Annotated in this window: 11 protein-coding genes; 6 read left to right on the top strand and 5 right to left on the bottom strand. The window is 62.9% G+C overall.

Translation table 11 applies throughout. The annotated features are described in order from the left end of the window. Positions 1-88 precede the first annotated feature (88 nt). The 5 genes from F8A90_RS13855 to F8A90_RS13835 all read left to right on the top strand — a co-directional run bounded on the left by F8A90_RS13855 (position 89) and on the right by F8A90_RS13835 (position 6,894). The gene (locus tag F8A90_RS13855; protein ID WP_200017503.1) at positions 89-2,311 is read left to right on the top strand and encodes an FAD-dependent oxidoreductase; all 2,223 of its coding nucleotides are present in this window, start codon (positions 89-91) and stop codon (positions 2,309-2,311) included. A 65-nt stretch (positions 2,312-2,376) separates the two neighbouring features. After that, positions 2,377-3,660, top strand: coding sequence for an ABC transporter substrate-binding protein (locus F8A90_RS13850; RefSeq protein ID WP_200017502.1), 1,284 nt, complete (start codon positions 2,377-2,379; stop codon positions 3,658-3,660). After that, positions 3,636-5,399 (top strand): ABC transporter permease, encoded by a 1,764-nt coding sequence (locus tag F8A90_RS13845; RefSeq protein ID WP_200017501.1) that lies wholly within the window; start codon positions 3,636-3,638, stop codon positions 5,397-5,399. The genes F8A90_RS13850 and F8A90_RS13845 overlap by 25 nt, the downstream gene beginning before the upstream one ends. A gap of 59 nt (positions 5,400-5,458) precedes the next feature. After that, a complete protein-coding gene (locus tag F8A90_RS13840; RefSeq protein ID WP_200017500.1) occupies positions 5,459-6,106 on the top strand; it encodes a CDP-alcohol phosphatidyltransferase family protein in 648 nt (215 codons plus the stop codon). A gap of 89 nt (positions 6,107-6,195) precedes the next feature. Further along, positions 6,196-6,894 carry a DUF3047 domain-containing protein gene (locus tag F8A90_RS13835; RefSeq protein ID WP_233593339.1) on the top strand — a complete coding sequence of 233 codons (699 nt, stop codon included), beginning with the start codon at positions 6,196-6,198 and terminating at the stop codon, positions 6,892-6,894. 216 nt (positions 6,895-7,110) lie between these two features. Here F8A90_RS13835 and F8A90_RS13830 read toward each other — a convergent pair whose 3' ends face one another. Next, on the bottom strand, positions 7,111-7,593 hold the full coding sequence (locus F8A90_RS13830) for an FKBP-type peptidyl-prolyl cis-trans isomerase (protein WP_043333860.1): 483 nt from the start codon (positions 7,591-7,593) through the stop codon (positions 7,111-7,113). A 494-nt stretch (positions 7,594-8,087) separates the two neighbouring features. On the opposite strand from F8A90_RS13830, the gene F8A90_RS13825 reads away from it, so the two are divergent. After that, a complete protein-coding gene (locus tag F8A90_RS13825) occupies positions 8,088-8,372 on the top strand; it encodes a hypothetical protein (RefSeq protein WP_166018928.1) in 285 nt (94 codons plus the stop codon). 172 nt (positions 8,373-8,544) lie between these two features. On the opposite strand, the gene F8A90_RS13820 is transcribed toward F8A90_RS13825, so the two are convergent. From F8A90_RS13820 to F8A90_RS13805, 4 genes are all read right to left on the bottom strand, one after another. Beyond that, positions 8,545-9,555: a lipid A deacylase LpxR family protein gene (locus F8A90_RS13820; RefSeq protein WP_233593338.1), complete on the bottom strand. Its 1,011-nt coding sequence runs from the start codon at positions 9,553-9,555 to the stop codon at positions 8,545-8,547. Between the two features lie 552 nt (positions 9,556-10,107). Beyond that, positions 10,108-10,611, bottom strand: a complete 504-nt coding sequence (locus tag F8A90_RS13815; RefSeq protein ID WP_052384587.1) for a glycine zipper 2TM domain-containing protein — start codon at positions 10,609-10,611, stop codon at positions 10,108-10,110. A gap of 458 nt (positions 10,612-11,069) precedes the next feature. Continuing rightward, positions 11,070-12,380 (bottom strand): isocitrate lyase, encoded by a 1,311-nt coding sequence (aceA, locus tag F8A90_RS13810; RefSeq protein ID WP_200017499.1) that lies wholly within the window; start codon positions 12,378-12,380, stop codon positions 11,070-11,072. A 198-nt stretch (positions 12,381-12,578) separates the two neighbouring features. Then, positions 12,579-13,331, bottom strand: a complete 753-nt coding sequence (locus F8A90_RS13805) for a hypothetical protein (protein WP_200017498.1) — start codon at positions 13,329-13,331, stop codon at positions 12,579-12,581. Positions 13,332-13,494: the final 163 nt, after the last annotated feature.

The raw sequence follows: 13,494 nt of genomic DNA, 5'->3' as shown, positions 1-13,494 counted from the left end.
GTGCATCCAGTCAGCGTCATGCCTCGTAAGGACACGGTACATCCCAATGACATGCCCATGACGGCAGGAATCGAAAAGGAAATCGCCAGTGAATAAACGCAAGTTACTGCTTCTAGGCGCCATCGTCGCTGCCATCGTGGTGTTCTTTGCCAGCGGGGCGCAGGATTACTTCACCCTGCAGAGCCTCAAGGCCAGCCAGTCGGAATTCCAGGCGTTGTTCGCGGAATCGCCGTACAAGGTCGCGGGCACCTTCTTCGTCGTCTACGTGGCGATGGCGGCACTTTCACTGCCCGGGGCAGCACTGCTGACGCTGCTGGGCGGCGCGCTGTTCGGCTTCGGCTGGGGGCTGTTGCTGATCTCCTTCGCCAGCACCATCGGTGCGACGCTGGCCTTCCTGATTTCCCGTACTCTGCTGCGCGAGAGCATCGAGAAGCGCTTCCGCCGTCAGCTGGAATCCCTCAATCGTGGCGTCGAGCGTGAAGGCGGTTTCTATCTGTTCACGCTGCGCCTGGTACCGGTCTTTCCGTTCTTCATCGTCAATCTGGTGATGGGCCTGACCCGCATGCGCGTGGTCACCTTCTACGTGGCAAGCCAGCTGGGCATGCTGGCGGGCACCGCCATCTATGTGAATGCCGGTCGTGAGCTGGGCCAGCTGGAGTCTCTGTCCGGCATCCTCTCGCCGGGACTGATCGCCTCCTTCATCGCGCTGGGCCTGTTCCCGCTGATCGCCAAGAAGATCGTCGGCGTGCTGCGCAAGCGCAAGCAGCAGGCGGCCTTCACCAAGCCGAAGACCTTCGACTACGACATGGTCGTCATCGGGGCCGGTTCCGCCGGGCTGGTGACCAGCTATATCGCCTCCGCCGTCAATGCGCGTGTCGCGCTGATCGAGCGTCACAAGATGGGCGGTGACTGCCTCAATACCGGCTGTGTGCCCTCCAAGGCGCTGATTCGTGCCGGGCGTGCAGCTCATGAGATTCGTCAGTCACAGCGCTTCGGGATCACCGCCAATGAGCCGGAGATCGACTTCGCCAAGGTGATGGGGCATGTGCAGGATGTGGTCGAGAGTGTCGAACCGCATGACAGCATCGAGCGTTACGAGAGTCTGGGCGTGGAAGTCCATACCGGCAACGCCAGACTCAGGACGCCCTGGGAAGTGGAAGTCGATGGCCGCGTGCTGACCACGCGCAACGTGGTGATCGCCACTGGTGCCCGCCCGCGTGTTCCTGCGATCCCCGGTATCGAGCTGATCACGCCGTTGACCTCTGACAACCTGTGGGATCTCAGGGTGCAGCCCAAGCGCCTGGTCGTGCTGGGTTCCGGCCCGATCGGCATGGAACTGGGTCAGAGCTTCGCGCGCCTGGGCAGTCACGTCACCATCATCGAGGGTGCCCCACGGGTGATGCCGCGTGAGGACGAGGAAGTCAGCACGCTGATGCACGAGCAGCTGGCTGGTGAGGGCGTCGATCTGCGCATCAATTCCACCGCCACGCGCATCGAGGTGCTCAAGGACAAGGACAGTCAGCCGATGCGCCATCTGGTCGTGAGTTCTCCCGACGGTGAGGAGAGCTGGATCGAGTTCGACGAGCTGCTGGTGGCCATCGGGCGCGAAGCCAACGTCGAAGGCTTCGGTCTGGAAGAGCTGGGCATCGCGGTTTCCGAGCGCGGCACCATCGATGTCTCCGAGTCGCTGCAGACCCTGCAGCCGAACATCTGGGCATGCGGCGATGTGGCCGGCCCCTACCAGTTCACCCATGCGGCGGGTCATCAGGCGTGGCACGCGGCGGTCAACGCGCTGTTCGGTGGTCTGAAGACCTTCAAGGTCGACTACCGTATCATGCCGATGGTCACCTACACGGAGCCGGAAGTGGCACGTGTCGGCCTCAACGAGACCGAAGCCAAGGCCCAGGGCTATGAGTACGAGGTCACCCATTACGAGATGGGCGAGAGCGATCGTGCGCTGGCCGAGCGGGCCACCGAAGGCTTCGTCAAGGTACTCACCGAGAAGGGCCGTGATCGCATCCTGGGTGTGACGCTGGTCGGTGCCTATGCAGGCGAATGGTTGGCAGAATTCACCATGGCCATGAAACACGGCATCGGCCTCAACAAGATACTCTCCACCATCCATCCGTACCCGACACTGTCGGAAGCCAACAAGGCCGCGGCGGGCATGTGGAAGAATGCCCACAAGCCGGAAGGCGTGCTCAAGGTGCTGGATCGTTACTTCACCTGGCGCCGCAATGGTCGCTTCGAACCGACCAAGACGCTCAAGGCGACGGACACCGCGAGTGCTCCGGCTGCTGAAAAACACTAATTGATGACTGATGCCGCGCACCCGCATGTCCGGGACGCGGCATTTTCCTATCAGGAGATCCCCTCATGGAGACGAATCACAAGCCGGGCCGTCGTCGTGCCCTGGCGTTGATGGGCGGATCCTTGCTGTTGATGGCAGGTGTCAGTGCCAACCCCTGGTCCACGGCACTGGCGTATGCGGCCGATGCGAAAGCAGGACGTCCGGTGCCTGAGCTTGCCTCCCTCAAGTGGCAGGAGATCGCCGACAAGGCGCGTGGACAGCGTATCGATTTCCACGCCTGGGGCGGCAGTGAGGCGACCAACGCCTATCTGCGCGATCAGGCGAGTATCGCGGCAAGACAGCAGGGTATCGAGGTGCGTCACGTCAAGATTTCCGACACCGCGGAAAGTGTCTCGACTCTGCTGGCGGAGAAGGCCGCAGGACGCAGTGATGGCAGCATCGATGTGATCTGGATCAACGGCGAGAACTTCCGTGCGCTCAAGCAGGCCGAGCTGGTGTGGGGCCCCTTCGTCGAGCGCCTGCCCAACAGTGACTATCTGCTCGAGGAGATCGGCGCGCGCGATTTCGGACTCGCCACCGATGGTCTGGAGGCGCCCTGGGGGCGTGCGCAGTTGATCTTCATGTACGACAGCGCGCTGCTGGAGTCGCCGCCGCGCTCGATGCAGGCGTTACTGAAGGTGGCCAGAGAGCATCCCGGGCGCGTGACCTATCCGCAGCCGCCCAGCTTCCACGGCACCACCTTCCTCAAGCAGGCATTGCTGGAATTGATGCCCGTCGAGCAGCGCGAGGTGCTGGCATCTCCCGTGGCGAGTGATGCCCAGTTCGCTGAGGTGACCGCACCGCTGTGGGACTATCTCGATGCGCTGCATCCTCTGATGTGGGCGCAGGGCGAGCGTCAACCAGCCGGTGCCGAAGAGCAGATGAAACTGCTCGCCCAGCGCAGCGTGTGGATCGCGCTGACCTTCGTGCCCCAGGAAGTGGCCAATGCCCGTCAGGAAGGGCGGCTGCCACCGACCATCGAACCGTATATCCATGACGGTGGCACCCTCGGCAATGTGCACTATCTGGCGATTCCGGCCAGTGCACCACACAAGGCCGCTGCACTGGTGTGGATCAATCAATTGATGTCCGCTGAGGCCCAGGCCGCCAAGGCCGACCCCTCGCGCTGGGGCGATGACACGGTGCTGGATGTCGCCCGCTTGCCGCCACAAGAGCGCGCTGCCTTCGATGCCTTGCCAAGACTGCCCGGCAGCATGTCGCCCGAGGCATTGGGCACACCGCTCAGCGAGCCACACCCGAGCTGGACCGATGCGTTGGAGGCCGAGTGGGCGCGACGCTATCGCAACTGACGCAATGGGTCGCTGATCGCTGGCGTGTCGCTCCCGCCACTGGTCATGCGCCGCTGACGCCCGCCCGCGTGCTGCGCTGGGGCGTCTTGCTGTTGCTGCTCGGGCCTACGGCACTGGGGCTGGCCGGACTGGTCGCTCCGGCCTTCGGGCTGTGGCCGACGCTGGGCTTCGATCAAGTCTCGGCGGTCGCCTGGCAGCGCTGGTGGGCCTTGCCCGGGCTGGCGGAGGGCTTTCGACTGACGCTGGTCAGTGGCCTCGGTGGCACGCTGCTGGCGGTGCTTTTGACCATGGGGTGGGTCTCGGCGGCCGCCGGGACTCGCTTCGGTGAGCGCATGGAGCGCCTGCTGGCCCCGATACTGGCGATGCCGCATCTGGCGCTGGCGCTGGGGCTCTTGTGGCTGGCTGCCCCGAGTGGCGTGCTGATGCGCCTGCTGATGGCACCCTTCGAGGTGCTGGTGCCGCCGCAGTATCCGCTGCCGGATGCCCATGGCATCACGCTGGCGGTCGGTCTGGCGCTCAAGGAGGCGCCATTCTTGATGCTGATGGCGCAGACGGCGCTCTCGCGTCTGCCGGTCACCGCGCAACTGCAGGCGGGGCAGGCGCTCGGCTACAGCATCCCCCAGCTGCGCTGGCGCATTCTGATGCCCCAGGTGATGCGCGCGATCGCCTTGCCCATCGGCGCGGTGCTGGCCTACTCGCTGGCGGTGGTGGATGTCGCCCAGGTGCTGGGGCCGACGCGTACGCCGACGCTGGCGGTGCGCCTGGTCGAACTGTGGCGTGACAGTGACCCGACGGCGCGCCTGCCGGCGAGTGTCGGCGCCCTGATGCTGGCCCTGCTGGTGATCGGGATGATGGCGCTGGGCGCGGCTCTGGGACGCTCTCTGCTCACCTGGCATCGCGATTGGGTATTGAGCCATCACCCGGCGCGCGCAAGTCGTCTGGCGCTGACGAGTGACGTCATGTTCGGGCGTGTCGCGCGCGGAGTGCTGGGCGTGGTCACGCTGATCTCACTGCTCGCCTTCGTGGTGATCGGCGTGCAATCGGTGGCCAGAAGCTGGTTCTTCCCTGCGCTGCTGCCGTCTCGCTGGGGCTGGGAGAGCTGGCAACAGGCTCTCGCTGGTCTGGGGGATGCCTTCAGCAACAGCCTGTGGCTGGCACTGCTGGTAGCGACACTGGCCGTCATCCTCAGCGTGGCGGTGTTCGAGCGTGAGCGGGAAAGTGGCCGCCTGCGCGGCTTCGTGGTCTGCCTCTATCTGCCATTGCTGTTGCCGCAGGCAAGCTTTCTGTTCGGGTTCCAGGTCGGCTGGTTGAGCCTGGGTGCCAGTCCCGGGTGGGCAGGAGTGGTGATCGGCCATCTGCTGTTCGCCTTGCCTTACGCCTGGCTGACGCTGGCCGGCCCCTGGGCGCGCTTCGATACCCGACTCGAGCAGGCGGCACGTCTGCTGGGGCGTCCACGGCTCGAGGTGCTGATCGGTATTCGCCTGCGCCTGATGCTCAGGCCGCTGGCCATCAGCTGGGCAGTAGCCTTCGCGGTCAGTATCGCGCAGTACGTGCCGACGGTGGTGCTGGGCGGTGGGCGTGTCCCGACCCTGACCACCGAAACCCTGGCGCTGGCGACGGGGTCCGACCCACGCCTGACTGCGGTAGCCGCCTGCTTGCAGGCCTGTCTGCCATTGCTGGTTTTCCTGCTGGCACGTGCGGTACCTGCCGGGCGCTCGGTCTCGCCGACGCGCGGTTGAGCGCCTGTCAGGCGCTGGAATGATGATGACCTCAACGATCTCATGGGAGTAGATGCAACATGCTGGACAAGTGGACCTCACGCTGGGTACAGCCACCTCTGAAACGCCTGGCACGTAGCGCAGCGGCACGCGGTCTGCATCCGGATCAGCTGACTCTCGCAGGCTTCGCCATCGGCATGCTGGCGTTGCCGTTGCTGGCGTATGGACATTTCGGGCTCGCGCTGGTCGCTATCCTGATCAATCGGGTGGTGGACGGGCTGGATGGCGCGCTGGCGCGGCATGCCGGCCTGAGCTCCGATGCCGGTGGCTTTCTGGATATCTGTCTCGATTTCCTGTTCTATGCCGCCGTGGTGGTGGGCTTCGCACTGGCTGATTCGGCCGCTAATGCGATGGCGGCGGTGGCACTGTTGTTCGCCTTCGTCGGTACGGGTTCGAGCTTTCTGGCCTTTGCCATCATGGCGGCCAAGCACCAGCTGGAGCGTCCCAACTTTACCCGCAAGGCCTTCTATTATCTGGATGGCCTGACCGAGGGCACCGAGACCATCGCCTTCTTCGTGCTGGCCTGCCTGATGCCACAGCATTTCGCATTGTTGGCGTGGGTCTTCGCTGCGGCATGCATCCTGACCACGCTGACACGCGTATGGGGAGGGTATGTCACCTTGCGAGCCCAGGACCGAAGCGAGCAGCACGGCAATGACCTGGGCTGATGTGTGCCAAGCGCGGTACCTGGCCCGGCAGGTGACTCGTCCCGCCATCTTTTCTCATTGCGTTGTTCAAGCGCTTCGGAGTCTTGCCAATGAAAACCACTTCCCGTCAGTTGTCTTCCTTCTTCCCCATGCTCGCGGCAGTCGCCTCCAGTGGCCTGCTGGCGGCGGTGATGCCCTCTGCGGCACTGGCGGCTGACAAGACCTTCACGCCGGCCGAGATTCTCGCCTGGGGCGAGAAGACCTTCGAAGGCCAGACCGCGTATCGCGTGGTGGAGCGCGAAGGCCGACCCGCTCTCGAGGCGCGTGCTCAGGGGCAGGCCTCCGCGCGCTATCTCGAGGAAGATATCTCGCTCGAGGAGACGCCCTATCTGAAGTGGTGCTGGCAGGTGGACAGCATCTATCCGGGCGTGAACGAGAAGACCAAGGGAGGGGATGACTACCCGGCGCGCCTCTATGTGGTCAACAAGACCGGTATCCTGCCGTGGCAGGTCGAGGCCATCAATTACGTCTGGTCCAGCAATGAAGCGCGAGGCAGCCATTGGGACAACGCCTTCACGGATCGCGCCATACTGCTGGCCGTTGAATCCGGTGACGAGAAGATAGGGCAGTGGGTGGCAGAGGTGCGCGATCTGCGTGCTGATTACGCGTCACTGTTTGGCAGCAAGCCGAGCGAGATTGCCGGACTTGCGTTGATGGCTGACGGTGACAATGCCGGTGGTGATGCCACGGCGCTGTTTCGTGGCTTGAGCCTTTCCAGCGATGCCACGCCGCCCAGCTGCGGCGCCTGATCCGGGAGCCTGAGAAAAGAGCTGGGCCTGAAGCGCTGGAAAGAGTGGGCTTGAAAGGGTGGGCTGAGCCACTCCGACAAGCCTGCCAAGTCAGCCAGCCAGACACGAAAAAGCCCCGCGACTGATGACTCAGTCGCGGGGCTTTCGGTTCCGGCCTCACACACTGTGTGAGGCGCTCACCCGAGGTGATGCCTCGGATGAGGGAAGAGGCGGAGCTTAGTGCTCCACGCCGCCTTCGCCGTGAACGTGGCCGTGTTCCAGCTCTTCGGCAGAAGCTTCACGCACGTTGGTGATCTGTACGTCGAAGTTCAGGGTTTCGCCGGCCAGCGGGTGGTTGCCATCGACGGTGACAGTGTCGCCTTCGACCTTGGTGACGGTGACCATCAGCGGGCCGCCTTGGGTCTGTGCCTGGAACTGCATGCCAGCTTCGATGTCTTCGACACCCTGGAAGGCTTCACGCGGCACTTCCTGGACCAGGGCTTCCTGGACTTCGCCGTAACCTTCTTCCGGAGAGACGGCAACTTTCAGCTCGTCGCCGGAAGTCTTGCCGTCGAGTTCCTTCTCGAGGCCCGGGACGATGTTGCCAGCGCCGTGGATGTAGGCCAGCGGCTCGCGACCTTCGGAGCTATCCAGCACTTCCCCTTCGTTGTTGGTCAGGGTGTAGTGGAAGGATACGACGGCATTCTGGGCGATTTGCATGATGAGAGCCTTTCGATAGGTATATGAACGTCAATGGTAACGTGCCCCTGAGGTGACTGTCAGGGGGGAAACTGGAAAAAAGCCGCGTATCACGTGGCTTCTGGCCCGCTGATGACATTGCCTGAGAGGCAATCCAGCGCACGTTACCTTGTCTTGAAAGTATAGGTGACGCTCGCAGGCGTGCATTTCAACCCTGAGGCCGGGTTTTTTCTCACCCTCGAAGCCATCGGTGGAGGAAGGGGGAAAACGATTGGATTATCAGGTGTCTGGCGGGGTTGCCCTGCCAGCGCACGGCGGCCGTCCTGCTGACGGCCATACAAGGTTGGGGCGATGGCTTGCGAGGGCCACGGGGTCTGGTTACTCTGCCTACTCGGATATTGCGGATTCTGACGCGCGGCCCGGGGTGGCCTCGCTCTGCACACTCTGTCCCGTCGCCTGACGGGAAATGACAACTCAGGCGCCATGCGACCCTATTTTTTCAGGAGAGAATTTCGATGACCGTGACATTGATCTGGCTGGTGAGCTTCGCTGCGATCTTCATGCTGTGCTTGAACCGCTGGGAAGGCTCGCTGGGTGCCACCGTCAAGCGTGTCCTGCCGGAAGCTCTGAGCATCGATAGCGGTGACCGCTACGTCTGGGGTGTGGCCCTGGGTATTCTGGGCGCGACCTTCATCGTCAATCCCATCTCCATGCTGATGGCATTGATCGTGCTGGCGCTGATCGTTCTGATCGGCGGCAAGCTGATCTGCTGGGGCATGAGCAAGGTCAAGATGCACTGATCTCACCATCAGCAACCCTCCGGGAAGCATGACGTTTCCCGCAGACAGAAAGGCCGGGCTATCTGCCCGGCCTTTCTGTCTCCGCTCATCAGACACTTCTCATCAGGCTCTTCTCATTAGATTCTGCTCATCCATCGCGTCTTGTCAGTGCCGTCTGCAGCTCGGCGCCGAGTCATAGCCAGGTCGAGAGCGTCAGCGAGCCGAATTGATCGCTCTCCTGCTGCGTCTCGAATTCGTGGGTGCGCCACACGTTGACGAACGCCAGCTGCCAGCGTTGCCAGCTGAGCGCGAAGCCCAGTTGCAGGTCGCCGACCAGCGGACGACGGTCCACCGAGGCGCTGTCCTCGAAGCCATTGCCGTCCAGCAGCATGTTGTAGGCCATCGCGCGGCCTTCGATATTGGCGAACAGATACCAGGCAAAGTCGCCGTCGGGATGAAAGTACTGACGGCCGCCCTGGGCCGGTGCCACTGTCGGTATCCCGTAGCTGCGGGTCAGCCCCTGGCCGATACGTATGCCGCCACCGACGCCCGCATAGGTGTAGAGGTTGCCCAGCGCCACGGAAGCCGAGGGGCCGTACTCCACCTCAAGCCCCGCGGCCCGGGCCGGCAGCCATAGCTGCGTCTGCCAGCCGGTGCTGATCACCGGCTCGTTGTTCAGCTGGTGATCCCAGCCTTCCGGTTCATCACTGCCGGTGATCTCGTGGACTCCCTTCTGAGCCTCCTTGGCGCCCGAGGCCGGGCCGACGATGCCGAGATCCAGATTGAAGGTGTCCACCCGTCGCCAGTCATCTCCCTCTTCACCAGCGAACAGCGATACGCCACCGAACAGGTAGCCCGCGTAGGGGCGGTCGTCCTGATCCGGTTGTTCGCGAGAGATGTCATTGGGGGTATAGATCTGCTGTCCGAAGCGATAGGCCGTGGCGTCCAGTCGCGCCGCGCTGAAGCCGGGTACCCAGTCCGCGAATGAGCGTGACCAATGCTGATCCGGTGTCGCGAAGGTATAGCTCAGCGCAAAGCCATTGGTGTAGTGGCCGTCATCGCCGGAGGCGAGAAGGTCATTCTCGACCTTCAATGACAGCACGCCACCCTCGTCCTCGGCTGCCTCCACCATGGGGGCCAATGCCACTGCACCGAGCATGATCAATGCCATGCCCAGGCGACGGGTCGAGAAGGCTGGCGCCACCTGCGGCGCGTGGCTGAGGGCGGCGGTACCCCCGGGGCCGTCATTGACTGTGCTGGGATAAGCGTGAGGGCAGTTTCTTGAAGGGGATGTGCCACAAGACATCTTGCTGGCGCCTGGGAGAGAACCTGTTGGACGGGCAGTGACGGGACGCATCGCAACTCCTGGGACGAAAAGTTGTACACAGAGTCAAGTTAGGCTGCACATGTATAACTTTGCACAAAAAATCACGATTTCATAGCCTGTTAATCAATAGGCGATCTGCAGATTGTTCGCTGAGGCGAGCCGTTCATGCGTGTAACCGGAGGAGGGAATGCGAAGCGAGGGGAGAGGCAGGAGAAAGCGGGAGTTGCAAGCAGGAGGAGATGGAGCGGAGGTAGATACAGGAGCGCAAGAGATGTGAAAGACGCGAGAGACGCGGGGATCCACTCGCTTGGCGAGTCGAGGGGAAAGTGTGGCAGCGTTTCCCGCGCAGAGCTTGCGACAGGAATCGGTAAAGGGCGCGGAAGCAGAACGGCCGGCGCTCCGGCAAGGGAGCGCCAGCCATCGAGAGACTCAGTAAGGCGCGACACTCAGGTTGGCGCCGTAGCCGACCAGGCGGACACGTTGGCCAACCGAGAAGGCGGTGTCGGCTTTCTGGACGACGATGAGGCTGTCGCCGGCATCGCGGCGGACTTCAATCTCGTAGGCGTCGATCTGGTCGACGTTGTCGGCGATCGACTTGCCGGCCACGCTGCCGCCGATGGCGCCCGCGGCAGTGGCGATCGCACGGCCGGAGCCGCCGCCGATCTGGCTGCCTAGCAGGCCGCCGACGACCGCACCACCCAGGCCACCGAGCACGCCGCTGCCTTCATCCTGTGCCTGGATCTGTACCGGACGCAGTGAGGTGATGGTGCCATAGCTGACGGACTGCGCGCGCTTGGCCTGATCGCCGGTGTAGACGTTGCCGGAATAGATGTCGCTGTTCGCGCAGCCGCCAAGCGTCAGTACGCCGAGTGCGATCACGGGCAGCCAGCGGCGTGCGCCAGTCGATCGTTTATGAGTCAGTGAGAGTGTCATGGTGTGTCTCCTCGCATGATGCGGTGCAGCTTGAGGTTGTGATGGAGAATGCTGAGTGCTGAGAGAGCAAGGCTCAGGTAGGCGATCACTTCCTTGGGCCGCCAGCAGGTTCTTGTCACGACGGGCGTGCGAGAACACTGTTTCTTAACATTATAGACCACATCGACCATGCCGGGTTCCCGACCTGAAACGCTGAGGTGACGCAACTTCTGCACTTCCCTGTCGCGCGAGTGCTACCGCGTCAGCATTCTGCATGAGCCATGCCGGGTGAATGTCAGCGCAGGGGCGTTCGTCGACGTTGGCTAGTAGTCACGTCGGACATTCGCGGCGGGTATTCACGGCGCCAAGGCACGAAAAAGCCCGCGTGAGCGGGCTTCGGTCAGTCTGCGGGTGGCACCTCGCGCAATCTCGTCATTTCGAGGTGCTATGTCCAGGTGTCATACCGCGATGTCAGCGGTCTAGAACTGGTCTTCTTCCGTGGAGCCCGTCAGCGCGGTGACGGAGGAGTTGCCGCCCTGAATGACATTGGTCATGTCATCGAAGTAACCGGTGCCGACTTCCTGCTGGTGCGCCACGAAGGTGTAGCCCTTCTCGGCTGCGGCGAATTCGGCTTCCTGCACCTTTTCGACGTAGTGCTTCATGCCTTCGCCCTGCGCATAGTCGTAGGCAAGATCGAACATGTTGAACCACATGTTGTGGATACCGGCCAGGGTGATGAACTGGTACTTGTAGCCCATGTCCGACAGTTCCTGCTGGAACCTGGCGATGGTGGCGTCGTCGAGGTTCTTCTTCCAATTGAATGAAGGCGAGCAGTTGTAGGCCAGCAGCTGGTCCGGGTATTCCTTCTTGATCGCTTCGGCGAAGCGGCGCGCTTCCTCGAGGTCCGGCTTGGCGGTTTCACACCAGATCAGGTCGGAGTAGGGCGCGTAGGCCAGGCCGCGGGCAATGGCTTGATCCAGACCTGCATTGACGCGATAGAAGCCTTCGTCGGAGCGCTCACCGGTCAGGAACGGCTTGTCGTAGTCATCGACATCCGAGGTGATCAGGTCAGCGGCGTTGGCATCGGTACGTGCGATGACCAGGGTCGGGACACCCGCCACGTCAGCGGCCAGGCGAGCGGCGACCAGCTTCTGCACCGCTTCCTGAGTCGGCACCAGCACCTTGCCGCCCATGTGGCCACACTTCTTGACCGAGGCCAGCTGGTCCTCGAAGTGCACCCCGGAGGCGCCCGCACGGATCATGGCGGTCATCAGCTCGTAGCCATTGAGCACGCCACCGAAACCGGCCTCGGCATCCGCCACGATAGGCGCGAAGTAATCGACGAAGCCGGCATCGCCCGGGTTGGCACCTTTCTGCCACTGGATCTGGTCGGCGCGGCGGAAGGTGTTGTTGATGCGTTTGACCACGGTCGGCACGGAATCCACCGGATAGAGCGACTGATCCGGGTACATGGCTTCACTGGTGTTGTTGTCGGCGGCGACCTGCCAGCCAGACAGGTAGATGGCCTCGATACCGGCCTTCACCTGTTGCATGGCCTGGCCCCCGGTCAGGGCGCCCAGACAGTTGACGTAGCCCTTCTTGGCATCACCATTGACCAGTTTCCAGAGCTTCTCGGCACCGCGGGTCGCCAGGGTATTGGCTTCCTGGACGGAACCGCGCAGGCGCACCACATCCTCGGCGGAATAGGGACGAGTGATCCCTTTCCAGCGCGGATTCTCGGCCCAGTCCTTTTCGAGCGCGGCAATCTGATCGGCACGTGTGTGACTCATGGTGGCATCTCCTGATGGCTTCGTCGTCGGGGCTCAGCCCCTGGCGTGTTGTCTGTGTCTTGTTGCTGTTCGCTTGTCTATCGTCTGGCCGTTGACGCGAGAGCGCCGCGTGAAATGGGAGTGGCGGTGCTCGGCGTCTTGAGGTTGCTGCATGACAGTTTGTTGTTGTTATTGATCTTTCAGGCGTTGTCAGTGGAGTCACGCCGTGCGACAGCAGGCGTCGTCGGTGGCGTTGTCGAGCTCCACTGGCTCGGCAAGTCTGAAGCGAGCCTTGATCACGCCAAGGCAGGCAGTTTCCAGGCCGGGTGCGGCTGTCAGCGTGATGCTGTCCAACCAGGGCATCAGGAAGTACAGACTGGCTTCCAGCGTGGGTAACGTGCAGTGGCTGAGGGTGAGGGCGATGCGCGGTGGTCTGCCGTTCGGCGCGCGCAGCCGTGAGATCAGCTCTCCCCAGCACAGCGCTTCGCGCACGCTGCTGATCTGGGCAATGGCCAGCACCGAATGACGTTCGCCGCGATGCCGCGCGGCGGCCAGGGTCCAGAGGGCCCGGGGGAGCGGACGGTTGCCCAGTTGCATCCCCTTCACGTCATCTGTGAGTCCGGCAAGTGCCAGCTGGTCAGACGCGTCCTGCACGTCGGTGGTCGCTGTCTGCTCTGCATGGCGCTGCAGCTGCCATCCGCTGGCCTGTGAGCGCAGTTGCCACTGGTCGCCGGGAAGCTGCCAGCGCTGGTCGCGACTCAGATGACAGATCGTCTGCGCCTGTGCCGCCACCGTCTCCGCTGTCTGCGGTGGCAGCAGGTCCTTGAGGGGGCGCGCCAGCTTGAGAATCCGCGTGCGGATCTCGGCGTTGTGCCATTGTTCGGCCAGAGAGGCATCTTCAGGATGCCCGAGTACCTGGTCACCTCTACCGCCCATCAGGGTGGTCTGCGTTCGTGTGTCTGAGGTGAGCATGGGCGAATCTCCTGAAGGCGGTGCCGGATCTGGCAGCGTGTCATGTCGCAGTGCAGCGTAAATGACCTGATCTCTAGCATCGCTCCGAAACTGAGTGCTGTCTTTCATTCCTTGGTCGCATTAAAACGATCGTTTTATATCGGTTTCAACGTTGCGGAATTCT

The sequence above is a fragment of the Cobetia sp. cqz5-12 genome (assembly GCF_016495405.1).
Lineage (GTDB): Bacteria > Pseudomonadota > Gammaproteobacteria > Pseudomonadales > Halomonadaceae > Cobetia.
Note: the sequence above shows the minus strand (reverse complement) of the source record. Positions and strands in the feature narration are given on the sequence as shown.